The sequence below is a fragment of the Arthrobacter sp. UYEF20 genome (genome assembly GCF_040546335.1).
Lineage (GTDB): Bacteria > Actinomycetota > Actinomycetes > Actinomycetales > Micrococcaceae > Arthrobacter.
This window is the reverse complement of record NZ_JBEPNP010000007.1, coordinates 176482-200591: the sequence shown is the minus strand read 5'-3', so window position 1 is coordinate 200591 and position 24110 is coordinate 176482. Positions and strand designations below refer to the sequence as shown.

The following is a 24110-nucleotide window of genomic DNA, read 5'->3' as shown; positions in this document are numbered from 1 at the left end:
TCAGGCCTCGACGACCTCGACGTTGACGACGTCCTCGATGACGGGGTTGGACAGCAGGGTCTCCGCGGCATTGCGGGCCTGGGCCAGGATCTCCTCGGTCACCTCGCCGTCGACCGTCAGTTCAAAACGCTTGCCCTGGCGGACAGCGCTGAAGGCGGTGAAGCCCAGCCGGGGGAGTGCACCCACGATGGCCTTCCCCTGCGGGTCCAGAATCTCGGGCTTGGGCATGACGTCGACAACGATCCGGGGCATCCGGCAACTCCTGTGCGTGAGCATTGGGTAAGGGCGCAGCGGAGTGGTGCCGTCTCACGCCGGTCAGTATCCGATGCTGAACATCGGACGGTGTCAATCAATCAGACGGGATCGGGCGCTCCGCGAGCTTGCATGCCCATTCTACCGGCCGCGGTGCCTGCAGCCACATTCAGGCCCTGACTGTGACCGGGCCCGGCGAGCGCGCCGGTCCAGGAGCGGCAGCTATGGTCTACTTCGAGGCCCGTCAGTAGGATGTGCCCATGTCTGAGAAATCAAAATCCGTGCTCTTGCCCGTAGTCGCTGCCGCTGTGTTCGCGGGGCTGGGCCGGATGGTCCTGCAGAAAATCAAGGCGGACCGGGCGGCCAGGGCGAGTAACGTGGCCGGACCCGTCGACGAAAAGACACGCGCCTGGATCAGCGACGTCGTCAGGACGCCGCGGCAATAGTGCGGGGGAGCTGACAACAGCCCCCGGCAACCGCCGCCAGTAACCGCTTCAAGCCAGGGCCGGCCGCGCCGGCCCTGGCTTCGCCGCGCCCGCCGCGCCGGCCATTTGTCGAGACGCGTGACAAATTTTGGATTCCCCTTTGTGTGCTATGTCATAACTCGCTCTCAGTCTGTACTGTATGACTCGGCTGGTATCCGCCGGAGCTGCGCAAACGTCTGTTCTGCAGCCCCGCCAGTCTGCACACCCGGCACGGACGCCGGGACCGTTCCTTACGAAAGGTTCCAATCACTCGTGAAATCACCAGGAAAGAGCTTCCTTCGAAGCGGGGGACTCCGGAGGGCCGCGGCGCTGACCCTGGGCTTGCCGGTTCTTCTGTCAACGGTCGCCATTGCACCCGCCACCGCGGCTCCCTCACAACAGGCACCCGTTGCCGGGGTCGCACAGAAGAATCTGGATCCAAACAACTACCGGGACGGGCGTTACATCGTCGTCCTGGCCGAGAAGCCGGCCGCCACCTACGACGGCGGCACGCCCGGCCTGCCGGCCACCAAACCGGAACCAGGCAAGAAGCTCGACGCCGACAAGGCTGAGGTCAGGCGGTACGAGGACCACCTCGAAAAAAAGCAGACCGAGGTCGCCGGGCAGCAGAAAGTCCAGATCCGGCGGCAGTTCACCGCGGCGGTCAACGGGTTCAGCGCGACCCTGACGGCCGGCCAGGCCATCAAGCTCGCCAAGGATCCCGGCGTCCTGGTGGTTGCCCCTGACACGGAAAACGCTCCCGACTATTCCACCTCAGACTTCCTGAAGCTCAGCGGAGCCGGGGGCACCTGGAACACCAAGTTCGGCGGCCAGGATGCCGGCGGTAAGGGCGTCGTCGTCGGAGTCATCGACACCGGCTACACCCCGTCCAACCCCTTTTTCGCCGGCGAGCAGGTCCAACCGCTTGTCGGCGACCCGGTTGTCGGCGTCCCCTACCGCACCGACGACCGCAAGATCGCGATGCTCAAGTCCGACGGCGACACCTTCACCGGGGAGTGCCAGAAAGGCGTGGAAACGGGTGCAGACTTCGACGGGTCCGCCTGCAACTCCAAGGTCCTCAGCGCCCACTACTTCGCCGATGACTTCGTGAAGTATGTCCCCGCGCAGGGCCGTGCACCCGAAGAACGGTTGTCCCCGGTCGACGTCGCCAGCCACGGCACGCACACGGCCAGCACCGCGGCCGGCAACGCCAACGTAGAGACTTTTGTTGACGGCCGCAGCTTCGGGCTGACGAGCGGTGTGGCCCCGGCGGCCAAACTCTCCATCTACAAGGTCTGTTGGGAAGACACCGATCCCAACAGCGGCGGCTGCTACAGCTCATCCGCCGTTGCCGCCGTCGACCAGGCGATCCACGACGGCGTAGACGTGATCAACTACTCGATCTCCGGCTCCACGACGACCACCACCGACCCGGTGTCCATGGCGTTCCTGTCCGCCACGTCGGCCGGCGTATTCGTCGCCGTATCGGCCGGCAACTCCGGCCCGACCGCCAGTACCGTCAACCACGGCGCCCCGTGGGTCACCACGGTTGCCGCCAGCAGCTTCTCCCAGGAGCTGCAGGGGACGGTCGAGTTCTCCGACGGCAGCAAGTTCCGCGGCGCCAGCATCATGAACCGCCAGGTAGCGAACGCCGGCACCGTACTGTCTGCCGATGCGGCCGCCACTGCCGATGACGCGAACGCCGCCCTGTGCGGACCGGAAACGCTGGATCCGGCCAAAGTGGCCGGAAAGGTGGTGGTCTGTGACCGCGGTGTCTTTGACCGGGTAGCAAAAAGCGCCGAGGTGGCCCGCGGTGGCGGCGTCGGAATGATCCTGGTGAACCTGACCAACTCCTCGCTGGACACGGATAAGCACTCCGTCCCCACCGTCCATGTGAACCCGGCGGCCACTCAGACCATCAAGGCCAAGGTTGCCGCCAACCCCGCCCTCACCGTGTCCCTCGTCAACAAGGACACCACCGGCCTGGCGCTCGAGGCGCAGCCGCAGAGTGCCGGCTTCTCCTCCCGCGGACCGCTCCTCGCCACCGGATCCGACCTGCTCAAGCCCGACGTCGCAGCACCGGGCGTCGCGGTACTGGCCGGCGTGTCGCCGGTCGGCACGGGAGGGGACAACTACGGCTTCATGTCCGGAACCTCCATGGCCTCGCCCCACGTCGCCGGTTTCGGCGCCCTGGTCCTGGGCAAGAACCCGAAATGGTCGCCCGCCGTCGTGAAGTCCGCCATGATGACCACCGCCAGCGACGTCAAACTCGCCAACGGTGCCAAGGATACGGACGTCCACGCCACCGGCGCCGGTCAGGTGGACCCGGCGCGCGTGCTGGATCCGGGCCTGGTCTACGACGCCGGCACCGATGACTACCTGGCCTTCATCCAGGGCACCGGACTCGACCTGGACATCCCGGGACTGGGTACCACCAAGCCGCGCGACATGAACGTTCCGTCCTTCTCGCTGGGCAACCTGACCGGCAAGATCGAGGTCACCCGCACGGTGACCGCCCTGACCCCCGGTCTCTACCGCGTCAAGGCTGATGTTCCGGGTGTGAAGGTCAACGTGACTCCCAGCGTCCTGAACTTCAGTGCCGCCGGCGAGAAGAAGACCTTCAAGGTCTCCTTCGAGAACCAGGGTGCGCCTCTCGGCAAGTTCGCCATGGGTTCGCTGACCTGGCAGGGCGCCAACAAGAACGTCGCGTCCCCGATCGCGGTCCGCCCGCAGTCGGTCGTGGCGGCCCCGGATGTCGCCTTTACCTCCGAGGGCGGCACCGGCTCCGGTGCCATCAACGTCGTCTCCGGCACCAGCAACCCGATCCACATGACCCTGGACGGCCTGTCCAAGGCGGATTCCACCCCGGTGGAGCTGGTACCGGGACCGTTCACTGGTGGCACGGACGAGTCGAACGTCGTCAAGGACGTGGAGGTTCCGGCCGGCAGCCCGCTGGCCAAGTTCTCGGTCTTCTCCTCGGACCCGAACGCCGACTTCGACATGTACGTGGTGACTCCGGACGGCCCGCTGACCGTCGCAACGTCGTCTGCCAGCGAGTCTGTCTCCATCCCGAATCCGGCAGCCGGCACCTACACCATCTACGCGAACCTGTACGCCAGCCCGAACGGGCAGGCCACCAAGGGAAGCGTCGATGGGTCCGTGCTCGTTCCGAACGTGGGCAACGCGACGCTGACGCCCGCCCCGCTGCGGCTGGGAAGCGGCAAATCCGGCTCAGTCACGCTCAACTGGAAGGCTCTGGAACCCGGTTCCTACATCGGCCGCGTGACGTTTGCCGGAGCAAGTGATCCGACGTTCGTCAGCGTGCTGGTGACCCCGGCGGGCACCGTGTTGGTTCCGCCGACCTCCGAGGACCAGGACAGCAATGACGGTCCGGGTGACAGCGGGGACGGCGGCAGCCACGACGGCAAGGACAAGAAAGACAAGAAGGACAAGGGCAAGAAGGTGAAGAAGGAAAAGGGGAAGATCCAGAACGAGGAACTCGTCCACCCTCCGAACAACGCCATCTAGGCTGAAGACAGCACCTTTCTCACGGCACTGGCCGGCGGTTCCACCGCCGGCCAGTGCCGTTTCAGTTTCCGCCCGGAGCGGGCGGCCGGCCTAGGTTGCGCCCGTGGGCCCAGGCTGCGCCCGTGGGCCCAGGCTGCGGCCTAGATTGCGCCGGTGCCGCCGGCGACCCCGCCAAGCAGCGGGGACATGGCGCGCCAGCGGGCGATCTCGCAGCCGTCGGTGCGGCGGAACTCACTGAGCACCTCGCGGCCCTGGAACCGGCCCGTCACCACGGCCACCTGCGGGCCGCCGTACTGCTGCGTGCACAGCTTCGGCGGGCCGGGCTTGGGGAAGAAGATGTCCTCCCCGAACCGCTGGACGGCCTCGAGGGCGGCGGCCGGATCCGGCAGGGTGGACCCGGCGCCGATGGCGCCGTCGCGGGCCTCCAGCCGGAAGGTGTACTCCGTGGCTCCCGGCGACTCCGTCAGACGGATGGTGAGGTCGACGTCGTGCCGGCCCGGCAGATCATGGGCGTCGGTCATTGCGGTCCTTCCCGGCCGATAGCGGGAAACCCGGGCAGCGCGTGCGGCACGGGAAGGGCGAGAAGTGCCTGAAGCGGCTGTGTGAGCTCCCGCAGCAGCCGCTGCCGTAGCTCCTGAGATTCGGCGGCGAAGGACCGCTGGTGTTCCACGTACTCGGCCTTGCCCTCGGGGGTCTCGATCCTGATGGGCGGATAGCCCCACTCGTCCAGATCGTACGGGGACGCCTGCATGTCCATCGCCCGGATCCGCCAGGACAGTTCGAAGCAGTCCATCACCAGTTCGCTGGTCAGCAGCGGCGCGAGCTTGTAGGCCCACTTATAGAGATCCATGTTGGCGTGGAGACAGCCCGGTTGCTCCATGGTCCGCTGGTTCTCGCGGCTCGGCTCGAGACTGTTCAGCGGCACGGCGTCCGGGGTGTAGAAGCGGAAGGCATCGAAGTGGCTGCAGCGGATCCGGTTCTCCTCCACCACCTGGTCCGTGCGTTCCGGGCCGAGCCGCAGCCGGAGGTACTCATGGCGCAGCTCGAACTTGTCCTGCCGGTAGACCATGGCCCATTCGTGCAGCCCGAAACAGCCGAACTGTGCGGGCCTCGCCGCCGTACCGGCCAGGATGATGCGTGCGAACTCCAGCGCGTCGCGGCGGTCCCGGAGGAAGGATCCGACGTCGACCGTGACAGCGGGGGTACCGGCCGGCAGCCCGGCGGCGGCGAGTTCGCCGTCGTCGGCAGCGCGGTAGTACTTCCAGCCGGTCCGCTCCGCCGCCTCAGGGCCGGAGAGCACGACGCCGGCGCCGGGGTGCCAGCGCAGCAGCTGGCCGGGTTTCTGGGTGTAGTAGGTGAAGAGGAAGTCTTCCACCGGGTGCTTCCGGCCGGCCGACCGCCGGGCCAGATAGGGGTCGGAGTAACGCCGGACACGTTGCCGGTAAGCGGCCTGGCGCGGCAGCCAGTCTTCCCGCGGGAGGTGCAGCAGCTTAGACAGCCCCTGCGGCCGAGCCAAGGACGTCCTTGGCGGCATTCCAGGCGTTAATCGCGCAGCCGTCGCGCAGGCTGAAGCTCGCGTCAACGGGCCTGCCGTCGACGACGCCGGTGACGGTTGCCTGCTGCGGGCCGCCGTACTGCTGCGTGCAGGCCTGGTCCGCGGCCTTAGGTGCCAGGCTGAGAATCGCAGCGTTGTTCTTCAGCGCCGTGCAGGCCGGGGCGGCACTGGGGTGCTGACTTTCGGCCGTAGGAACCCCGTCCCGGCACACGAGCGTGTAGTTGGCAGGAGTCCCGGTTTCGGAAGGTTTGACCATGATGGCGAGTTCGGCGTTGCCCTGCCCCGGGCCGGAAGTCACCGGTGCGGCGGACGGCGAGGGCGCCGGCAAAGTCGTCTCGGTGTCCGGTGAGGGCGTGCCGGAGGAGGGGGAGGGGCTGGCGCCTGTGCTTGTGGGGGCCGAGGTGCTGGCTGAGGGAGATGAGGTGGTCCCGCCACCGGGATTGCAGGCGGCCAATCCTGCCACCGCCATCAGGACGAGCGCCGCGCGGCCCACTTGCTTGTACATCAGCAGTCCTCCTCTGTTACGCACAGTCTACCGCCGGGGCGTGCCCTCGGCAGCGGCCCGGGTGGCGGCAATCAGGTCCATCATGGAGGCGTGGAGTTGCCCCACCTGCTCCCGGGTCAGGCCAAGCCGGGCCATCATCGCGACCGGGACCTCCGTGGCCTGCTGGCGCAGGGCCGCGCCGCGCGCGGTCAGCCCCACCGCCAGGGTGCGTTCATTCCCTGCCATGCGCTGCCGGGTGATGAAGCCCGCAGTTTCGAGGCGGCGGAGCAGCGGCGAAATGGTGGCAGGCTCCTGGGCCAGCGCTTCGCTGATGTCCCGGACGGAGCGGGGGCTGGACTCCCACAGGCTCAGCATGACGAGGTACTGCGGGTGCGTCAGCCCGAGCTTGTCCAGCACGGGCTTGTACGCGCCCACCACGCTGCGCGAGGCAACGGTCAGGGCGAAGCAGAGTTGCTGTTCGAGCAGGAGGTCGTCGTCAGCCGCGCCAGCGGCGTCCGCGCCCGGGTTCTCCCGGGACTCCTCGGTCACGTCTGTCATGGGGCGCCTCCTGTCAATAGTTAGTGGCCTAATGATTAGCGTACACTGACGGGAGTATTTCGTTCTGAGGAGTGGATAGCAATGGCCAAGGAAAACCCGGCCCAGAGGTTCATGCGTGCAACCGGCAAGCTCCGGGCGGTCTTCGGCCCCGCCAACCGGAGTTCCATCGTGCACGAAATGACGGAGCAGAACCGGCAGCTGCTGGCACAGCGCGAGGCCGAGACCCAGCAATGGGAGACCATCCACCGGCCGGACGGCAGCACCTACGTCGTCCCGCGGAACCCTGACGACCAGTCACTGCGGTAGGCAGGCGCGGTTCCAGACGGCGCGGTTCCGTGCCAGATTAGGGCCGCCGTCGGGCCAGAAAAGGGCCGCCGCTCGCCATGCCTTTCCCCGCCGCCGGGCGTAAGATAAGGGCACTGGCACCAGCTGTGAGCCACAGCGGTTCCGCGGGACCCAACGCTGGAGAGGGGGTGGAATTGTGGCAATTGCACTAGCTGTCATAAGACAGCACCTGCATCCGTCGTCGTGGGCTCGCTTCCTTTTCGGCCCTGCCACGCGGGGTGATTACTCCGCGCCGGTCTTGCACACGCACGACGACTTCGAGCAGGCCTCTGAAGTGGACCTGGCCGGGTTTGAAGTGGAGACCGATGCGCACGGACATCGCTATGCGGTCCGTCGGGAGGACCTCCCGAAAGAACAAGTCTGAGACGCGCCCCGGCCAGGCGGCGTAAAAGGGGAGCGGCAGGTGCCGCTCCCCTTTTTGTCTTTCCGTTCGTTCCTTCGTTCGTGTTCGGGCGCGTGCGGGCGCGGCTCAGCGGCCGGTGCCGCCGTACACTGTCGCCTCGTCCTCGCTGTCCAGGTCGAACGCCTTGTGGATGGCGCGCACCGCGTCGTCCAGCAGGTCCGCATGGGTGACCACAGAGATGCGGATCTCCGAGGTGGAGATCATGTTGATGTTGATCCCCGCCGCCGAGAGCGCCGCGAAGAAGCGCGCCGAAACGCCGGGGTGTGAGCGCATGCCGGCGCCGATCAGGGACAGCTTGCCGATCTTCTCGTTGTATTCGATATTTTCGAAGCCGATCTCGGCCTGGGCGGCGCGGAGGGCGGCCAGGGCGTCGGCGCCCTCGACGATCGGCAAGGTGAAGGAGATGTCCGTCCGGCCGGTGCCGTGGGTTGAGACGTTCTGGACGATCATGTCGATGTTCGAATGCGCATCGGCGATGACCTGGAAGATCGCCGCGGCCTTGCCGGGAATATCCGGGACTCCGACCACCGTGACCTTCGCTTCGGAACGGTCGTGTGCAACACCGGAGATGATGGGCTGCTCCAAGGCAACTCCCTTTTGGGTCGTGATCTTATCGTCGGCGCTGGGCAGGACCCAGGTGCCTTCGTTCTGGCTGAATGAGGAACGGACGTGCAGCGGCACACCGAAGCGGCGGGCGTATTCGACGCAGCGCAGGTGCAGGATCTTGGCTCCGGAGGCGGCCAGTTCCAGCATTTCCTCGCTGGAGATCCTGTCGATCTTGCGGGCTGACGGGACCACGCGCGGGTCGGCGGTGTAGATGCCGTCAACATCCGTGAAGATCTCGCAGACGTCGGCGTCGAGCGCGGCGGCGAGCGCCACCGCCGTCGTGTCCGAACCGCCGCGGCCCAGGGTCGTGATCTCGTTGGTGGTGCGGCTCATGCCCTGGAAACCGGCCACGATCGCGATGTGTCCCTTGTCCAGAGCGGTGCGGATGCGGTGCGGATCGACGTCGATGATCCGGGCCTTGCCGTGGATGCCGTCGGTGATCATGCCGGCCTGCGAGCCGGTGAAGGACTGGGCGGAGGCGCCGAACTTGTTGATCGCCATCGCCAGCAGGGCCATCGAGATGCGTTCGCCGGCGGAGAGGAGCATGTCCATTTCCCGGGCGGGGGCGGAATCGGTGACCTGGGCGGCGAGGTCGAGGAGCTCATCGGTGGTGTCACCCATCGCGGAGACCACCACAACCACTTCGTCGCCGGCGTGGTGGGCATCCACCACCCGCCTGGCCACGCGCTGAATGCCCGCCGCGTCCGCCACCGAGGAACCGCCGAACTTCTTCACCACAAGGTGCTTGGTGACGGCGGCAGAGACGGGCAGCTCCTGGGGCTGCGGTCCGGGCTGGACTTCGGTAGTGGGCAAACTCATGCGCGCACCCTCACTGGATCATCGGGGTTCTGGGCCAGGCAGCCAAATGGCGCGACCGGATAACTTCTACGCCAAGTTTATCGCCGGCAGGCCTCCGGCGTTGAATTGTGACCGCATTCCGCACCCGCCCTCCCGGACATGCCCTCCGCTGCGGGCCAGGAATGGGCATGTTGGCATCATGTCCATCCCTGGGCGCCGGGGCTGGGCATGTCCACGGGGCGGCTTGCGGCACGACGGCGGAGCGCGCCGTGTGCCGGGCGGGACGAGCTGCTCGGGGGACTAGGACCGGTCCAGCCTGTACCGCCAGGACGGCAGCGTCTTGCCCGCGGGGTCCTGCGCGGCAGCAAAGTAGTGGTCCGGCCGGAACCCGAGGCTCTCCAGGAGTCGTCTGGAGGGGACATTGGGCTCATACACGCCGGCGAACACTGTTTGGGTTCCGCGTTCCTCGAACAGCCAGCCGACCAGGGCCCCCGCAGCTTCCCGGCCCAGGCCATGTCCGTGGTGGTCGGGGTGGAGGATGTACCCGAGGCTCGCGCAGCCGGCCGGGATTCTGCCCGGTGCCGGCGGCTCGGCCGTGTTCCAGGTCCGGCAGTCGCCGATCAGCTGGCCGGTGGCCTCGAGCTCGACTGCCCAGCCGAAGTGGAACCACTGGGAGGTGGAGGCCTCTGCCGCGGCCACCAACTTCTCGAGGCGGGCGCGGTTCTCTTCGGGCTCCAGCGGTTCGTGGGACAAATACCGCGTGGCCTCGTGGTGGCCCCGGAACTCGAGGACAGCCTCCGCATCCTCGATTGTCAGCGGACGCAGCAGCAGGCGTTCGGTGCGGATCGGGACCGGTCTGCTTATGGGGCGGACCCCGTTCAGCTCAGCGCGTTGCGGCGGCCTTCAAAGGCCCTGCCCAGGGTGACTTCGTCCGCGTATTCGAGGTCCCCGCCGACGGGCAGCCCGGAGGCCAGCCGGGTGACGGCGATGCCGATCGATTTGAGCATCCGCACCAGGTAAGTCGCCGTGGCCTCGCCCTCGAGGTTGGGGTCCGTGGCGATGATGATTTCCTGGATGGCGCCGTCATTGAGCCGGGTGAGGAGCTCGCGGATCCGGAGCTGTTCGGGGCCGACGCCGGCAATCGGGTTAATCGCACCGCCCAGCACGTGATATCTGCCGCGGAACGAGCGGGTGCGCTCCACCGCGAGAACGTCTTTGGATTCTTCGACGACGCAGATGACCGAAGGGTCCCGGCGCGGGTCGCGGCAGATATTGCACAGTTCCTGCTCGGTCACATTGCCGCAAACCGTGCAGAACTTGACCCGTTCCTTGACCGTCGTGATGGCGTCAGCGAGCCGTTTCATGTCCTGCGGGTCGGCCTCGAGGATGTGGAAGGCCAGCCGCTGGGCGGACTTGGGCCCGACGCCGGGAAGGCGTCCGAGCTCGTCGATCAGCTCTTGAACTGCACCTTCGTACACAATGTCCTCGTTCGTTTGGGGTGGCGGCCGGCGGACGGATGGCCCGGCCGGCGGCCAGAAGCGGGGTGGCTCGAAGCGGGGTGGCTAGAAGCGCGGCGGCAGCGGGCCGCCGTCTTGGGACCGCTCTTCCACCAGCTTCCCGCCCAGAATACGCTCGACGGCGGCCCGGCCGAAGACGCCCGATTCCTCGATGGTCTCGTCATCCGCGCTGGGGATGTCCTGGACATAGGTGGTGGCTGCCGCGGCGCGGGTCGGAGCTTTGGCGCGCCCCGCCTCCGCCTCCGGGCTGTTGGACAGCCGCTGGTACAGGCTCTGCCTGCCGGCGGCGCCTTGAGCTGCAGACGCGGCCGGAGCGGGCGCGGGAGTGCGATCGGTGATCAGTGCCGAGGGCGGCGCGGCCAAGGGAGAAGACGGGGCAGCAACCGGGGCAATACCCGCGGCACTGATGGCGGCACTGTCGGCGGGAGCGGTGACAGCGGCCGGCACCCACTCCGGCGCTCCCCAACCGCCCGAAGAGTTGTCAGCGGCGGCCGCGGACATGGCCCCCACATACTGTGGGATCTGGGCTGCCGCGGGTGCGTAGTGGGGCGGATCCGGCGCATCCGCCGGTTCCGCCGGCAGCGCATCCGCCACCGGGCTGTGCAGGCCCACGTTCGAATCCGTGCCTACAGTCCAGATGCCCGGTGACTGCTCAAGGGCCCGTGCCCACGGGTCATCAACCGGTTCCGGTGCGGGGTGTACCGGAGTGCCGGCGGCAACTGCGGGAGCGGCGCTGCGGGCACCTGCCGGAACCGCGGCCTTCTTGCGCGTTGGCGCCGGTCCTGAGCCGAGCGATGGCCGCGCCGTCCCGGATGCCATGGGGGCAGAGGGGTCCCAATCCATGGGCGGTTCCTCGTCCAGCGGGGGAGCGTCCTCGTCCCGGGGCGGGCCCCAGTCATCATCGGGGTGGGCATAGGAGCCCGAGGGCTCACCTTCCGCCGCGGGCTCCGGGGCAGGGGCAGAGGCCGGGGCGGCGGTTGCTCCGGGCGATGCTTGCGGTCCCGCGCCGTCCGCAGACTCCGGTGCGCGGGCACCCGCCGCCTGGACCGCGGGAGATGCGGCGGGCGGTGTTGGGGGCCCTGGTGTGGGCTCATCCGCGGATTCCGAGGGGTCCGGTCGATGCGCTTCCGCGGGGTCCGGCTGCGGCGCGGACTTCCCGGTATCCGGTGTCAGTCCCCAGGCCGCATCGGCGGACGTTGCCGGGATCTCCCGGTCAGCGGGTGCTTTTGGGTCTGGCTCAGAGCTCGCTGAGCTGTTGCTGCCACCGGCGACGGCGTTGATCTGGCAGTCAATCCCGATCGTCTTGTGGATCGCCTGGCGCAGGTTGTCGGCGTGATCAGCCCGGCCGAAGGCGCCCGCCAGGCCGGAGGTGGTGAACGCAAGCGTCAGGACCTGGCCTTCGAAGTGGCCCACCTGGGCATTGGGTTCAACCAGCGCCCAGGTGCTGCGCTTGATCTTGGTCAGCGCCTGCAGGATCTCCGGCCAGGCACGGCGGAGGACCTCGACGTCGGCCCCGGTTCCGGCAGCCGGCGGCGCCGCTGCGGGGCTGGACGCCGGAGCAGGCTGGGCGGAGGACCTCGCCGGGACCGGGACCGGGCTCTGCTGGGCTGGTGCGGAGTGCGGGCCGGACGGCGCCGGCTGCGCCGGTGCAGAAGTCAGGGCTGCGGGAGCCTGGCCGGAGGTGCCCCGGCTGGCTGCGGCGGGTTCATCGACGGGCCAGTCGCTGGTGCTGACCCGGGGTGCCGTGAGCGGTTCCCGGGGCGCCTCGACGGATGACGTGGGCGCCGGGGCAGCCTCTGTTGCGGGTTGCGGGACCGGCGCCGTGGCCGGGGCAGGCTCGGTGACAGCGGCCACCGGAGCGGGAGCCTCCCGGACGGGGGTAGGCGCAGCGGCGGGCGCGGAAGCGGTAGGTGCCGGTGCGGAGGCGTCTGCGGCGGGAGCTCCGACGTCGTACCCGGCGTAGTTCAGGCGGCGCTCGACCCGGTCTATCCGGGCGGCGATGCCGCGTTCGCTCTGCTCGGAGGAGGGCAGCAGGATTCTGGCACACAGAAGTTCAAGGTGCAGCCGCGGCGAGGTGGCCCCGGTCATCTCGGTCAGCGCGGTGTTAGTGACGTCGGCCGCGCGGGAGAGCTCGGCGGCGCCCAGGTTGCGGGCCTGGTTCTGCAGGCGCGCGATCTGGTCCGCCGGCATGCCGCGGAGGATGGACTGGGCGCTTTCCGGCATGGCCTGGACGATGATGAGGTCGCGGAAGCGCTCGAGCAGATCCTCCACGAAGCGGCGGGGGTCATGGCCCGTCTGGATCACCCGGTCCACGGCGCGGAACACGGTGGCGGCGTCGGACGCGGCCACGGCCTCGACGACGTCGTCCAGCAGCGACGCGTGGGTGTAGCCGAGGAGTGCGACGGCGAGTTCATAGTCGAGTCCGGCCGGACCGGCACCAGCCATGAGCTGGTCCAGCACGGAGAGGGAATCGCGGACCGAACCGCCGCCGGCGCGGATGACGAGGGACAGCACCCCGGGGGCCACCGGCACGTTTTCCTGGCTGCAGAGCAGCTCCAGGTACGCCATCAGGGGCTCCGGCGGCACGAGCCGGAAGGGGTAGTGGTGCGTGCGGGAGCGGATGGTGCCGATGACCTTGTCCGGCTCCGTGGTGGCGAAGATGAACTTGATGTGTTCCGGCGGCTCTTCGACGATTTTGAGCAGGGCGTTGAAGCCGGCGGAGGTGACCATGTGGGCTTCGTCGATGATGAAGATCTTGTAGCGGTCGCGGATCGGGGCGTAGGTGGCCCGCTCGCGCAGGTCCCGGGCGTCGTCGACGCCTCCGTGGCTGGCGGCGTCGATTTCGATGACGTCCAGGGATCCGGAGCCGCCACGGGCCAGTTCGACGCAGCTGGGGCACTTGCCGCAGGGGGTGTCCGTCGGGCCCTCGGCGCAGTTCAGGCAGCGGGCCAGGATCCGGGCGGAGGTGGTTTTTCCGCAGCCGCGCGGTCCGGAAAAGAGGTAGGCATGGTTGACGCGGTTCTTGCGCAGCGCCGTCATCAGCGGCTCGGTGACGTGTTCCTGCCCAATAACGTCTGCGAACGAATCGGGGCGGTATCTACGGTAAAGCGCGGTAGTAACAGTCACAGATTTAACCCTACCAATCGGCACAGACATAAAAGACCCCCCATGCACCCGCCAGAGCCCATTTACCCTTGCTACCTTCCGGTCCTGGGGGAGTTCAACAGGATGACGCCACATGAGGGGCCGTCAGCAAGTTTACCCGACGTTTGAGTGTGCCTCGAATCGGCCCCGTTTCCCCCGCAATCCCGGGGGACATGCCCATTTTTCGTGGGCTGGGGTGGGCATGTTGGGGCTATGTCCATCGCTGGCAGCCAGGGTGGGGCATGTCCCGCGGCGGCGGAGGCGCCCGCGGTGGGACATGCCCATTTTTCGCGGGCTGGGGTGGGCATATTGGGGCTATGTCCATCGCTGGCAGCCAGGGTGGGGCATGTCCCGCGGCGGGAGGGCCGGCAGGGTCAATTGGGCGAAGCTGGAAAGTTCAGGTATTCTAGTATCTGCTTTTGATTCAGAAGCTACTGGAGAATTCGCCTAGCGGCCTATGGCGCACGCCTGGAACGCGTGTTGGGTTAACGCCCTCGGGGGTTCAAATCCCCCATTCTCCGCGGTTGGCCCCGGTCCCTTGGACCGGGGCCTTTTTGCGCACTCTTCGTGCTGGGCCCCCGGACCATCCCCCGCCTCGCGGCTTAGGTCCGGTAGCCCAGCCTCCGCAGCCGGTCCCGGGCAGCCTGCTCGCTCGGCCCAACCCGGCCCAGGGCAAGACGGACGACGGCGAGCGTCACTCGTGTGGCCAGCACCACCGGCAGCGGGATGGGACCCAGCCGCGCGGTCCGGAGGCCCAGCAGCTCCCGGTACTTAGGTTCGAGGCTGGTCACGGCGGCAGCGAACAGCACCCGGTAGCCTGGCCTGAGTGCAGGGTGGAGGGGCGGATCGCGGATGAACGCCACTGTCTCGGCGACCCTTTCATCGCAGCGGAGCTCGCCGTCGTCGTACCAGCGGTCCAGCTGCTGGCGCATTTCCGCCTCGCTGAGCGGCGGCGCGTCCACGCCCATGAGCCGCCCGGCCTGGGCCCACTCACGGACATAGGCGTCCGGTCCGCCCGGGATGGGCCTGCCCCACAGCTTGTGGGCAGCGAGGAACGCGTCGGTAAAGGCAATGTGGACCCAGCGGAGCAGCTCGGGATCGTTCGCGGCGTAGCTCCGGGCGACGCTGTGGCCGTCCACGTAGCTTCCTCGCACTGATTCGTGCAGCCGCAACACCCAGTCCGATGCCCCGCGTGCGGCGTCCGTCGAGCCGTAGGACACAGTGAAGATCCAGCGGATCGTCCCGGCCAGCCGTCCGAGGGGATCGTCGCGGAAGCGGGAGTGGTCGTGCACCCCGGCCAGGGCGCCGGGGTGCAGTGCCTGCATCAGCAGTGCCCGGATGCCAGCCACGATGGTGGGCATGTCGCCGTGCACGGCCCAGACAGCCGAGCCGGGCAGGTGATAGCCGGCGTCGTCACCGCGCGCGAGCCGGGGCACCCACTCCGGCACCTCTTCCCGGGTCCCGGTGAAGGTCTGTTTGAGCTCGGTCTGCCATTCCCGGAGGACATTGCGCATGGTTAATTCTCGCGCACTTAAAGTCGCTCAGCCGACCGCCGACGCCGGCCGTCCGACGAAGGGAACGTGGATCGTCGCGGCCGGACGCAGGAGTCCTCGCGGGTACTCCCATTCTTACCCGGCTCCGCGGTGGCCAACACCTGTTTTTGCAGCGGGCGCTACTGGGCCGGCACCGAGGGGCTACTGGGGGCGCGCGAAGAACCCGAATTAGGACCCCTGCAGAGTGGTATTTACGGTTCACAGACCTACCCGTCTGTGGTCACATAGGGAGGTGAGTCCGTGAAGATTGGGGTCTGGCGGACATGATGCAGGAGTCGCAGCGTGGGAAAACACCGGGGAAACTCGTCGAGTGAGCAGCCGATCAGGGCACGGACCATTGCCGTGCGCTGTATATCCGGCGGCTTCTGCCTGTCCCTCGCCGTCCTGACCTTCGGGGTTCAGGGGTTGGCAGGCAGCGTGACGACGCAAGTTGCGCCAAATACGGCAGCCGTTTCCGGTGCAGTTGCGCCCCTGCCGCTGAGCGCCGCGATTCCGGCCGGCCCGGCCGCCGCCAGCAACGCAGCAGAGGCCCCCGTCGCTTTCACCGCGGACCCCTCGGCGCTGGTTGGCTTTAGCCGCTCCACGGTTGAGACGAGCTCCGGGCAGGGCGGAGGCGGGGAGCTGAATGTCGCCTCCGCCAGCCTGAAACGTCCGGCGCCGGGCTGGCTCATGGCGCCGCTGGAATCGCTCCGTGAGACTTCCCCCTACGGTCTGCGCACGAGCCCGCTGACCGGTCACTCCGGCGAATTCCACTGGGGCCAGGACTACGCCGCTGCCTGCGGCACCCGGGTCTATTCGGCCGACGCCGGCGTGGTGCGGGCCGTCGGCTGGCACCCCTGGGGCGGCGGGAACCGGGTGGAGATCGACCATGGCAACGGGCTCATCACCACCTACAACCACCTTGAGGCCATCGCCGTTAAGAAGGGCGATTCGGTGCGTGTCGGCGAGGTCATTGCCCGGGTCGGCACCACGGGGTCCTCCACGGGATGTCATCTCCATTTTGAAACCATTCTGAACGGTTCCCACACGGACCCGCACGGCTGGAAAATGCTCCCCACCACGCAAGTGGACCCCCTTGGCACCATCGAGATGACAAGCTACGAGCCGGAAGCCAACAGGTCGTCGAACGCCAGCATTGGCTGGGCCATCCCGGTCAGGGAGGACCTGACACACGAAGTGACGGGCGGCGTTCAGGAAAAACCGGTTCCAGCTGTTGTGGCCACGCCGGGCGCGACGCCGACGCCCAGTGCGAAGCCCACCGCGCCACCCGCGACGAAGACGCCGGCCGCGCCACCCGCGACGAAGACGCCAGCCGCGAAGCCGACGACGCCCACCGCGCCAGCCGCGAAGCCCACCGCGCCACCGACGACGCCGACCACGCCGGCCGCGCCGGCCGCGCCACCCGCGAAGCCGACCACGCCCACCGCGCCACCCAAGACGCCGACGACGCCGGCCGCGCCACCCAAGACGCCGACGACGCCGGCCGCGCCACCCAAGACGCCGACCACACCGGCAGCGCCACCCACTGCGCCGACGCCGAAATCCACCCCCTCGCCGTCGTCGACAGTGGCCAGTACCCCCGCCGCGCCCACCACCGGCGTGACGCAGCCGAAGAAATCCGCTGCAGTGACGACCACACCTCGGGCGCCCGCAGGCGGAACTGCGACGTCGTCAGCAGCCGTCACCGAGCCGGCCCCGGCCACGGCGCCCACCAGTACGCCGAAGCGTTAGGCTCGCGACGGCGCCAAAACGGGATGTGCCGGGCCGGGCGGGGCCAGCAACGTTCCGGGGCTGTCGGTTGCGTGGCCGGGCACAAAACACAAGGCGGCCGCGTTGGTACCGAATGAAGGCGTGACCGATTCCGGCACACCGCCACGGACCACCAACTTGCTAGGAAGCCTCCCATGACCTCTCTTCACTCGATTCCCCTGACCCTCATCGACGGCACGGAGACTGACTTCGGCCGCTTCCAGGGGGAGGTGGTGCTCGTGGTGAACGTGGCATCCCAGTGCGGGTTCACACCGCAGTACGCCGGCCTGGAGTCCCTGCACAACAAGTTCCGGGACCAGGGCTTCCAGGTCCTCGGTGTCCCGTGCAACCAGTTTGCCGGGCAGGAACCGGCCGCTGAGGCCGAAATCGCCGAGTTCTGCGAACGCAACTTCGGAGTGACGTTTCCGCTCACCACGAAAGCCAAGGTCCGGGGCAGGGACCGGCACCCGCTCTACGCCGAACTGACCAAATTCAAGAACGGCGTCCTTCCTGGGCTCGTGAAGTGGAATTTCGAGAAGTTTCTGGTGAACCGCAGCGGCGAGGTGGTGGCCCGCTTTGCGCCCACCGTGGAGCCGGACTCGCCCGAGGTCATTGAGGCGGTCCAGGCCGCCCTGTCCTGACGGAAAACCGGGCCGGGCGTCAGGCTTGAGGGCCCGCTCGGCGCCCGGTTACGACAGGGCACAACGGCCCCTATCCCTAAATTTGCTTACCGCCTAGACTGGCCGAACCATCCAAGATATCCGGGCAATCCCATATCCGGGCAAACCCGCGGTGGGGCCACGCCTGCCCGCCGGCAATGTGGCCGAAGTCTGCCGGTGGATGGCGAATCAGCACGCTTCGTGAATCACAGCTGGACACCTTATTGGGTGTCCGTGAAACCAGGAGGAAAGTGATGACAGGGAACAAAGCCGTTGCCTACAAAGGGCCAGGGAAAGTCGAACTCATCGACATTGACTACCCCACCTTCGAACTTAAAGACGGTCCCGGGGTCAACCCCGCCAACGTGGGCCGTCAGGTACGCCACGGCGTAATACTCAAAACCGTTGCCACAAACATCTGCGGCTCCGACCAGCACATGGTCCGGGGCCGTACTACCGCCCCGCCGGACCTCGTGCTCGGCCACGAGATAACCGGTGAGGTGGTCGAAGTGGGCCCCGACGTCGAATTCATCAAGGTGGGGGATATCTGCTCCGTCCCCTTCAACATCGCCTGCGGCCGCTGCCGGAACTGCAAGGAGCGCAAGACCGGCATCTGCCTCAACGTCAATCCCGACCGCCCGGGCAGCGCCTACGGCTACGTGGACATGGGCGGTTGGGTGGGCGGGCAGGCCAACTACGTCCTGGTGCCCTACGCGGACTGGAACCTGCTGAAGTTCCCGGACAAGGACCAGGCCCTGGAAAAGATGCTGGACTTGACCATGCTGTCCGACATCTTCCCGACCGGCTACCACGGCGCGGTCTCGGCGGGAGTCGGTGTCGGTTCCACCGTCTACATCGCCGGCGCCGGTCCGGTCGGGCTGGCTGCGGCCACCAGCGCCCAGTTGCTGGGCGCCGCCGTCGTCATCGTGGGGGATCTAAACGCCGACCGCCTGGCTCAGGCGCGCAGTTTCGGCTGCGAAACGGTGGACCTGACCAAGGGCACACCGGCCGAGCAGATCGAACAGCTGCTGGGCGTTCCGGAAGTCGACTGCGGTGTGGATGCGGTCGGTTTCGAAGCCAAAGGCCACGGTGCCGGAGCCAAGGAGGCGCCGGCCACGGTGTTGAACTCACTCATGGAGATCACGGCCGCCGGCGGTGCGCTCGGCATCCCCGGGCTGTACGTCACGGGGGACCCGGGCGGCGTGGACGAGGCCGCCAAGAAGGGCTCGCTCTCCCTGAGCCTTGGCACGGGCTGGGCCAAGTCGCTGAGCTTCACCACCGGACAGTGTCCCGTGATGAAGTACAACCGCCAGCTGATGATGGCGATCCTGCATGACAGGGTCCACATCGCCAAGAACGTCAACGCGAAGGCCATTGCCCTGGAGGATGCGCCGAAGGGCTACGCCGAGTTCGACGCCGGCGCGGCCACGAAGTATGTCCTGAATCCGAACGGCTACCTGAGCTAGGACACGCTGTTAAGGCGGCGGCACCGCCTGGTTTCCGCTCTCCGCGGGGACCGGGTGGTGCGCTCCCGCACCGGGTGGTGCTGCCCAGGCCGTCCAGGGAATATTCCGGCAGGAAAATAGGTGACGGCATCAGCTTTAACGTCAATTTTTCAAACATGCCTGCCGACGTTTGCACATTGTTTGCCTAATGTCTGGTTGGATAGACCTTACTGAGAGGGACACTGGAGGCACCGCTTCCACCCAACCAAGAAGGTAGCAATGGAGCTCATCGAGGCCGAACACCCCCGGCCACGTCATTTCCTACTCCACCTGAGCGACCCCCACCTGCTGGGAGGTACGGAGCGCCTGCACGGCGTAGTCGACAGCGACTCATTGCTCCAACAGCTCTTCGACGAAGTCCGGGCTTCCGGCGCGCGGCCCGAGGCCGTGGTCTTCACCGGCGACCTCGCGGACCGCGGCGAGCCGGAGGCCTATGCCAAGCTGCGCGCGATCGTCGATCCCGCCTGCAAGGCCATGGGCGCCAAAGTCATCTGGGCCATGGGAAACCACGACAACCGCGCCAATTTCCGCACCGGACTTCTGGACCAGCCGGCCGATGACTCGCCGGTGGACCGCAGCTACTTCGTCAACGGGCTGAGGATCATCACCCTGGACACGACCGTCCCGGGATTCCATCATGGCGAACTCAGTCCCGCGCAGCTGGAATGGCTTGCGGCGGAACTGGCCACACCCGCCCCCGACGGGACCATCTTGGCCCTGCACCACCCCCCGGTGCCCTCGGTGCTGGACCTCGCCGTGCTGGTCGAGCTTCGGGGGCAGGCGGCCCTCGCGGGAGTGCTGCGCAACTCTGATGTGCGTACCATCCTCGGCGGCCACCTGCACTACTCGACGACGGCGAGCTTCGCTGGCATCCCCGTGTCCGTGGCATCGGCGACGTGCTACACCCAGGACCTGAACGTGGGTGTGGGCGGAACCCGCGGGCGGGACGGCGGGCAGGCGTTCAACCTGGTCCATGTCTACGAGCACACGATCGTGCACTCCGTGGTCCTGTTGGGCGAGACTGCTGCGGTGGGTGAGCTGGTGTCCGCGGAAGAGGCCCAGCGGCGGATTTCGGCAGCCGGGATCCGCGTTCCTCGTCAGGCCAAGCCGGAAGATCCGGCCAGGACACCGGGCCACCGCACGCTGACCGCCCGGAACTAGTGCCCTTTACTTCTCCCAGGGAGCCTTGATCGGGTAGTACTTCTCCAGGAAATCCGTCACGAGGGTGGCCCGCTCCTCGGCCGGCACCTCGGGGAAACTGCCGTCGTTCAGGCAGAAGAAATCCATGTTCCGCTTGGACAGCAGCTTGGGCAGGTAGTTGAGGCCGGCCCGTGCCGTGGTGTCCACGTACCGCACCTTGGCCGCCGTCTGGGTGACGGCGCGGCCGGTGAGCAGCGCGTAGTAGTGGTAGAACGAGTTGGTCACGGAGATGTTGTCCGCCGCGCGGAAGGTGCTGGCGGCGGTCTTGGCAAACTCCGCCGGGAATTCCTGTTCCATCCGGGCAACCAGGCTGCGCCGCAGCGGCGCGGCCGAGTGCTCGAGGTGCCTCGTAGTGATCCGGCCGAACCGGTCCCAGAGCAGTTTGCGGTTCACCCGGGCGGCGTTCTCGAACCCGCTGCGCTCGGCGTCGTTGTCGCCGAGCCCGATCCGGGTTTCCGCCTCGATGAACTTGGTGATGCCGCCCGGGGTGAAGAACATGTCCGGTCCGACGGCCCGTCCAAAGAACATGTCGTCATTGGAGTACAGGAAGTGCTCGGAGAGTCCCTCGATGTGGTGGAGCTGGCACTCCACCGCCTGCGAATTGTGGGTGGGCAGAACGGACGGGTCCGCAAAGAACTCCTCGCTGCGGACAATTGTCACACTCGGGTGGTCGGCCAGCCAGGACGGGGCGGGGGAGTCTGTGGCGATGAAGATCCGGCGGATCCACGGCGCGAACATGTAGACCGAGCGCAGGGCGTACTTGAGCTCGTCGATCTGGCGGAAGCGGGCCTCATGGTCATCGCCTTCCCCCACGACGACGCCCGCCATCCGCGCCCGGCGGGCTGCGATGTACTCCGGGGAGCTTCCATCGACCCAGGAGAACACCAGATCAATGTCGAAGCTGATGTCGCTCGCGTGGTCCGCGAACATGTTCTCGATGGTGGGCCAGGTGTGCCCGTAACGCTCCACCGTGCCACGTACGGCGTCCTGGGCCAGCATGGTGCGGCGGGTCAGCGAGTTTTCGATCGGGAGGATCAGCTGGTCCTCGTCGAAGCTCCACAGCTCAAGCTGGACGCCGGCCGAGGCGCCGAACTCGAAGCCGCCCTCCGGCTCGACGCGGGGGCGGTACAGCCGGAAGATCCGGGACTGGCGGTTGGGAGACAGCTCGCCGTCGGCCACCAGCACCGACGATTTCTTCTTCGCGTCGACGCTCATCGAGTAGAACGGCTCGTCGTGGCAGGCCTCCACGAGCGCATCGCGGAGCTCCTTCCGGTCCTTCCAGTCCACGGCGATGACCGGCCGGTGGTTGTTGCCGCGGACCAGCAGGTAATCCAGGCCGGCGTCGGCGAGCACAAAGCGGATAAACAGGAGGTCTTCGACCATGGCCTGGTACGGCGTGCGGTTTTCGTTGATCAGCGAATACCGGCCCCGCCGGCGTACTACATCAGGGCGGGGCCGGAACCTGGCGACGGCCGCGGCGGAGGTGACCTCTTCGTGGGCGTCTTCGGAGGCCTGGCTGCCGTAGTAGATCTCATCCTGGACCAATGCTTCTGTAATGTCGCTTCTCCGGGCTTCTGTGCGTGAATGTGTACCTACTTGCATGATAACGCGAGGCCAAAAATCGGCGCGCAAAATCCGTCGCTTTGACGCGAACATCCGCCGGTATGGCGCCGGTATGGCTCCGGATGAGACCGGTCGTACGCCGGCAAGCGCAGTTTCAGCCGAGGAGGGCGGACCGCCAGCTGCGCAGGAAGGCCGCACCGGCGTCGTCGTGGATGACCTCCCCGCCCAGCCCCAGGTCCGCCGCGGTCAGCACCTCATACGGTTTAACCGGAACACCGTCGGCCGGGCGCACATCCACGTGCTTCACCGGATGGTCGTTGTGGTGCAGCCAATCGGCCATGGCGTAGTCGGTGCGGGAGTCGCCCACCGTGCGCCAGGCCTGCGGGGTGATGCCCTGGGCTGCGAGCAGTTCCACGGCGCGGCTCGCGCCCAGGTCCTTGCCCAGCCGAACGGACTCAATGTCCGTGGAAATGATGGTCGGATCCACGCGGTAGTCGATCTGGTCGTCCGAGTTGGGTGCGTGGTGGTCCAGCCGCACCACCCCGAGACCGTGCCGCCCCATCAACGCCATGGCATCGGCGTCGAAAAGCTCCTGCTCGGCGCGGTAGTCGGAATTGGCGACCGCGACGTGCTGCTCCACGGACACCATGGCCCGCTTGGTTTCATCGAAGAACATGTGGGCGGAATAATCCTCCGCCACGAGACGGCGCACATCATCGCCGAGGGCCTGCGGCATGGCGAGTTCCCTGTCCACGTGGACGGGTCCGGCGCCTTCCGCGGTGTAGCTGAACCACACGGCGCCCTTCTCACAGATCGCGTGGATGACCGTCCCTGCCGGCATCCCGGCGGCGATCATCGGCTCCATCACCTGCTCACGGATGAAGGCATCCGAGCGTCCCGTGTTGAAGATGACCGGGATGCCCGCCGCCGCCAGCGCGAGCATGTCCGCAATAATCCCCGGCTGCACGTCGCGCGTCACAGGGCTCGCCACGGGCCCGTCGACGTCGAGCAGCAGGGCCAGCGGGGGAGCCGACGGCGAGGGGGCGGCCGGCGTCTGAAGTGCAGTCATGCACCCATTCTGTCAGCCGTGGGGCCCCGTGGCATTCGCGGTTGACCGGGCGACTGGGTCGTGTGGCCGCGACAACCACGCGCCGCGGGTGTGGCAAATGGTTACCGTTTGGCTACAACCTCACGCCTGCGGTGGTCTTGGATTCCTTTGTCCGCCCAAGTTCCCTAGGCTGGCAGGGTGATATTCAAAGCTGTGGGCGAGGGACGCCCGTACCCCGACCATGGTTACAACACGCCCAAGGACTGGGCGGTCCTGCCTCCGCGGCCGGTCCGGCTGGACGAGCTGGTGACCACCAAGCAGACACTGGACCTTGAAGCCTTGCTGGCGGAGGATTCAACCTTCTTTGGCGATCTGTTTCCGCACGTTGTGGAGTTCCAGGGCGTCCTGTATCTGGAGGATGGCCTGCACCGGGCCGTGCGCACCGCCCTTCACCAGCGCACCGCCATCCACGCGCGCGTCCTGGTGATTAATGGCTAGAAAGCCGAAGGACGTCACCGTCCTGCACGGGCACCGAGTGGTCACGGGTTCCGAAATCCGGGCCACATTCGTGGAGCAGGACGACGCGCCGGACAACCCCGTCCGGAAGCGCCGGCGGATCCTGCACGGCGTCGTCCTGGTGTTGCTCGTCGGCCTCATTGCCGCGGCGATCATTGTCGCCCTGGCGATCATGAACGGCCAGATCAAGCTTCCGACGACGGAGCGCAGTCGCGCTGCCGCTCCGCTGTGCCCGGACGCAACGTATGACTACACCCCGCCGGACAAGATCAATCTAAACGTTTTCAACTCCACCAACCGTCCCGGTCTGGCGCAGAGCGTGGCGGATGAGTTTGCCGCCCGTCACTTTATCGTGGGGGCGGTGGGCAACACCACGTCCAGCTACCGCGGCGTGGCACTCATCGTCTCCGGCGCGGCGGGCCAGCCGGCCGCCTTCACTGTCCAGCGGAACCTCGCGGGCTCGGACTACCTCCAGGACGCCCGCACGGACCCGAGCGTCGACGTCATCCTCACCGGGGACTACAAGGAACTGGCCCGTCCGGAGCTGGTGGACCAGACCCCGGGAAAGCTCAGCTGCCCGCGGGGGGATCGGCGGATCGTCGACGACTCCGCGGTCCCGATCGTGCCGACTGCGGTGCCGTCGGGGGGCTGAGTGCAGACGGG

General features: G+C 67.4%; 21 protein-coding genes, 1 tRNA gene and 1 other RNA gene. 10 read left to right on the top strand and 13 right to left on the bottom strand.

The genetic code is table 11. The annotated features are described in order from the left end of the window. Positions 1–252 carry a phosphoribosylformylglycinamidine synthase subunit PurS gene (gene purS / locus ABIB26_RS10650; RefSeq protein WP_056427643.1) on the bottom strand — a complete coding sequence of 84 codons (252 nt, stop codon included), beginning with the start codon at positions 250–252 and terminating at the stop codon, positions 1–3. Between the two features lie 260 nt (positions 253–512). On the opposite strand from purS, the gene ABIB26_RS10645 reads away from it, so the two are divergent. Beyond that, entirely contained in the window at positions 513–698 is a 186-nt protein-coding gene (locus ABIB26_RS10645; protein ID WP_354242375.1) for a hypothetical protein, read from the top strand. Between the two features lie 291 nt (positions 699–989). After that, positions 990–4244 (top strand): S8 family serine peptidase, encoded by a 3255-nt coding sequence (locus ABIB26_RS10640; RefSeq protein WP_502913653.1) that lies wholly within the window; start codon positions 990–992, stop codon positions 4242–4244. Positions 4245–4384: 140 nt separating this feature from the next. Here the strand turns inward: ABIB26_RS10640 and ABIB26_RS10635 are convergent, their stop codons facing one another. Genes ABIB26_RS10635 through ABIB26_RS10620 form a run of 4 tightly spaced genes read right to left on the bottom strand, consistent with a single transcriptional unit; the run spans position 4385 to position 6841 of the window. After that, on the bottom strand, positions 4385–4765 hold the full coding sequence (locus ABIB26_RS10635) for a serine protease inhibitor (RefSeq protein ID WP_354242373.1): 381 nt from the start codon (positions 4763–4765) through the stop codon (positions 4385–4387). Beyond that, positions 4762–5778, bottom strand: coding sequence for a 3-methyladenine DNA glycosylase (locus tag ABIB26_RS10630; protein ID WP_354242370.1), 1017 nt, complete (start codon positions 5776–5778; stop codon positions 4762–4764). Before ABIB26_RS10630 ends, ABIB26_RS10635 begins: the two co-directional genes overlap by 4 nt. Next, positions 5735–6304 (bottom strand): SSI family serine proteinase inhibitor, encoded by a 570-nt coding sequence (locus ABIB26_RS10625; RefSeq protein ID WP_354242367.1) that lies wholly within the window; start codon positions 6302–6304, stop codon positions 5735–5737. The genes ABIB26_RS10630 and ABIB26_RS10625 overlap by 44 nt, the downstream gene beginning before the upstream one ends. A gap of 27 nt (positions 6305–6331) precedes the next feature. Continuing rightward, positions 6332–6841, bottom strand: coding sequence for a MarR family winged helix-turn-helix transcriptional regulator (locus ABIB26_RS10620; RefSeq protein ID WP_354242364.1), 510 nt, complete (start codon positions 6839–6841; stop codon positions 6332–6334). Between the two features lie 81 nt (positions 6842–6922). On the opposite strand from ABIB26_RS10620, the gene ABIB26_RS10615 reads away from it, so the two are divergent. After that, positions 6923–7147, top strand: coding sequence for a hypothetical protein (locus tag ABIB26_RS10615; protein WP_354242362.1), 225 nt, complete (start codon positions 6923–6925; stop codon positions 7145–7147). Positions 7148–7655: 508 nt separating this feature from the next. Here ABIB26_RS10615 and ABIB26_RS10605 read toward each other — a convergent pair. From ABIB26_RS10605 to ffs, 5 genes are all read right to left on the bottom strand, one after another. Continuing rightward, a complete protein-coding gene (locus ABIB26_RS10605; RefSeq protein ID WP_354242359.1) occupies positions 7656–9014 on the bottom strand; it encodes an aspartate kinase in 1359 nt (452 codons plus the stop codon). A gap of 279 nt (positions 9015–9293) precedes the next feature. Continuing rightward, positions 9294–9818, bottom strand: a complete 525-nt coding sequence (locus tag ABIB26_RS10600) for a GNAT family N-acetyltransferase (protein ID WP_354242436.1) — start codon at positions 9816–9818, stop codon at positions 9294–9296. Between the two features lie 53 nt (positions 9819–9871). Further along, the gene (gene recR / locus ABIB26_RS10595) at positions 9872–10471 is read right to left on the bottom strand and encodes a recombination mediator RecR (RefSeq protein WP_354242357.1); all 600 of its coding nucleotides are present in this window, start codon (positions 10469–10471) and stop codon (positions 9872–9874) included. Positions 10472–10555: 84 nt separating this feature from the next. Further along, positions 10556–13636: a DNA polymerase III subunit gamma and tau gene (locus ABIB26_RS10590; RefSeq protein WP_354242354.1), complete on the bottom strand. Its 3081-nt coding sequence runs from the start codon at positions 13634–13636 to the stop codon at positions 10556–10558. 28 nt (positions 13637–13664) lie between these two features. After that, positions 13665–13761, bottom strand: an RNA gene (ffs, locus tag ABIB26_RS10585) — signal recognition particle sRNA small type. Positions 13762–14090: 329 nt separating this feature from the next. Here ffs and ABIB26_RS10580 point away from each other — a divergent pair. Then, positions 14091–14175: transfer RNA gene (locus tag ABIB26_RS10580), tRNA-Ser, on the top strand. 81 nt (positions 14176–14256) lie between these two features. Here the strand turns inward: ABIB26_RS10580 and ABIB26_RS10575 are convergent. Continuing rightward, positions 14257–15168, bottom strand: a complete 912-nt coding sequence (locus ABIB26_RS10575; protein ID WP_354242351.1) for an oxygenase MpaB family protein — start codon at positions 15166–15168, stop codon at positions 14257–14259. A gap of 321 nt (positions 15169–15489) precedes the next feature. Between ABIB26_RS10575 and ABIB26_RS10570 the strand changes: the two genes are divergently transcribed. The 4 genes from ABIB26_RS10570 to ABIB26_RS10555 all read left to right on the top strand — a co-directional run bounded on the left by ABIB26_RS10570 (position 15490) and on the right by ABIB26_RS10555 (position 20281). Further along, entirely contained in the window at positions 15490–16938 is a 1449-nt protein-coding gene (locus ABIB26_RS10570) for a M23 family metallopeptidase (RefSeq protein ID WP_354242349.1), read from the top strand. Between the two features lie 173 nt (positions 16939–17111). Further along, a complete protein-coding gene (locus ABIB26_RS10565; RefSeq protein ID WP_354242347.1) occupies positions 17112–17597 on the top strand; it encodes a glutathione peroxidase in 486 nt (161 codons plus the stop codon). A gap of 272 nt (positions 17598–17869) precedes the next feature. Further along, the gene (gene fdhA / locus ABIB26_RS10560; RefSeq protein WP_354242345.1) at positions 17870–19081 is read left to right on the top strand and encodes a formaldehyde dehydrogenase, glutathione-independent; all 1212 of its coding nucleotides are present in this window, start codon (positions 17870–17872) and stop codon (positions 19079–19081) included. Between the two features lie 258 nt (positions 19082–19339). Next, positions 19340–20281 (top strand): phosphodiesterase, encoded by a 942-nt coding sequence (locus tag ABIB26_RS10555; RefSeq protein WP_354242342.1) that lies wholly within the window; start codon positions 19340–19342, stop codon positions 20279–20281. A 6-nt stretch (positions 20282–20287) separates the two neighbouring features. On the opposite strand, the gene ABIB26_RS10550 is transcribed toward ABIB26_RS10555, so the two are convergent. Next, on the bottom strand, positions 20288–21922 hold the full coding sequence (locus ABIB26_RS10550; RefSeq protein WP_354242339.1) for a stealth family protein: 1635 nt from the start codon (positions 21920–21922) through the stop codon (positions 20288–20290). 115 nt (positions 21923–22037) lie between these two features. Beyond that, positions 22038–22952, bottom strand: coding sequence for a Cof-type HAD-IIB family hydrolase (locus ABIB26_RS10545; protein ID WP_354242337.1), 915 nt, complete (start codon positions 22950–22952; stop codon positions 22038–22040). Between the two features lie 177 nt (positions 22953–23129). On the opposite strand from ABIB26_RS10545, the gene ABIB26_RS10540 reads away from it, so the two are divergent. Further along, positions 23130–23429 (top strand): type II toxin-antitoxin system VapB family antitoxin, encoded by a 300-nt coding sequence (locus ABIB26_RS10540; RefSeq protein ID WP_354242335.1) that lies wholly within the window; start codon positions 23130–23132, stop codon positions 23427–23429. Then, positions 23422–24099 (top strand): LytR C-terminal domain-containing protein, encoded by a 678-nt coding sequence (locus ABIB26_RS10535; protein ID WP_354242332.1) that lies wholly within the window; start codon positions 23422–23424, stop codon positions 24097–24099. The genes ABIB26_RS10540 and ABIB26_RS10535 overlap by 8 nt, the downstream gene beginning before the upstream one ends. The last annotated feature ends 11 nt before the right edge of the window (positions 24100–24110 follow it).

Excerpts from the sequence above, each read along its gene's own strand:
- ABIB26_RS10605 (WP_354242359.1), bottom strand. The coding sequence starts at position 9,014 with ATGAGTTTGCCCACTACCGAAGTCCAGCCCGGACCGCAGCCCCAGGAG.
- ABIB26_RS10635 (WP_354242373.1), bottom strand. The coding sequence starts at position 4,765 with ATGACCGACGCCCATGATCTGCCGGGCCGGCACGACGTCGACCTCACC.
- ABIB26_RS10535 (WP_354242332.1), top strand. The coding sequence starts at position 23,422 with ATGGCTAGAAAGCCGAAGGACGTCACCGTCCTGCACGGGCACCGAGTG.
- ABIB26_RS10575 (WP_354242351.1), bottom strand. The coding sequence starts at position 15,168 with ATGCGCAATGTCCTCCGGGAATGGCAGACCGAGCTCAAACAGACCTTC.
- ABIB26_RS10645 (WP_354242375.1), top strand. The coding sequence starts at position 513 with ATGTCTGAGAAATCAAAATCCGTGCTCTTGCCCGTAGTCGCTGCCGCT.
- ABIB26_RS10630 (WP_354242370.1), bottom strand. The coding sequence starts at position 5,778 with ATGCCGCCAAGGACGTCCTTGGCTCGGCCGCAGGGGCTGTCTAAGCTG.
- ABIB26_RS10565 (WP_354242347.1), top strand. The coding sequence starts at position 17,112 with ATGACCTCTCTTCACTCGATTCCCCTGACCCTCATCGACGGCACGGAG.
- ABIB26_RS10620 (WP_354242364.1), bottom strand. The coding sequence starts at position 6,841 with ATGACAGACGTGACCGAGGAGTCCCGGGAGAACCCGGGCGCGGACGCC.
- ABIB26_RS10550 (WP_354242339.1), bottom strand. The coding sequence starts at position 21,922 with ATGCAAGTAGGTACACATTCACGCACAGAAGCCCGGAGAAGCGACATT.
- ABIB26_RS10555 (WP_354242342.1), top strand. The coding sequence starts at position 19,340 with ATGGAGCTCATCGAGGCCGAACACCCCCGGCCACGTCATTTCCTACTC.
- fdhA (WP_354242345.1), top strand. The coding sequence starts at position 17,870 with ATGACAGGGAACAAAGCCGTTGCCTACAAAGGGCCAGGGAAAGTCGAA.
- ABIB26_RS10615 (WP_354242362.1), top strand. The coding sequence starts at position 6,923 with ATGGCCAAGGAAAACCCGGCCCAGAGGTTCATGCGTGCAACCGGCAAG.
- purS (WP_056427643.1), bottom strand. The coding sequence starts at position 252 with ATGCCCCGGATCGTTGTCGACGTCATGCCCAAGCCCGAGATTCTGGAC.
- ABIB26_RS10625 (WP_354242367.1), bottom strand. The coding sequence starts at position 6,304 with ATGTACAAGCAAGTGGGCCGCGCGGCGCTCGTCCTGATGGCGGTGGCA.
- ABIB26_RS10545 (WP_354242337.1), bottom strand. The coding sequence starts at position 22,952 with ATGACTGCACTTCAGACGCCGGCCGCCCCCTCGCCGTCGGCTCCCCCG.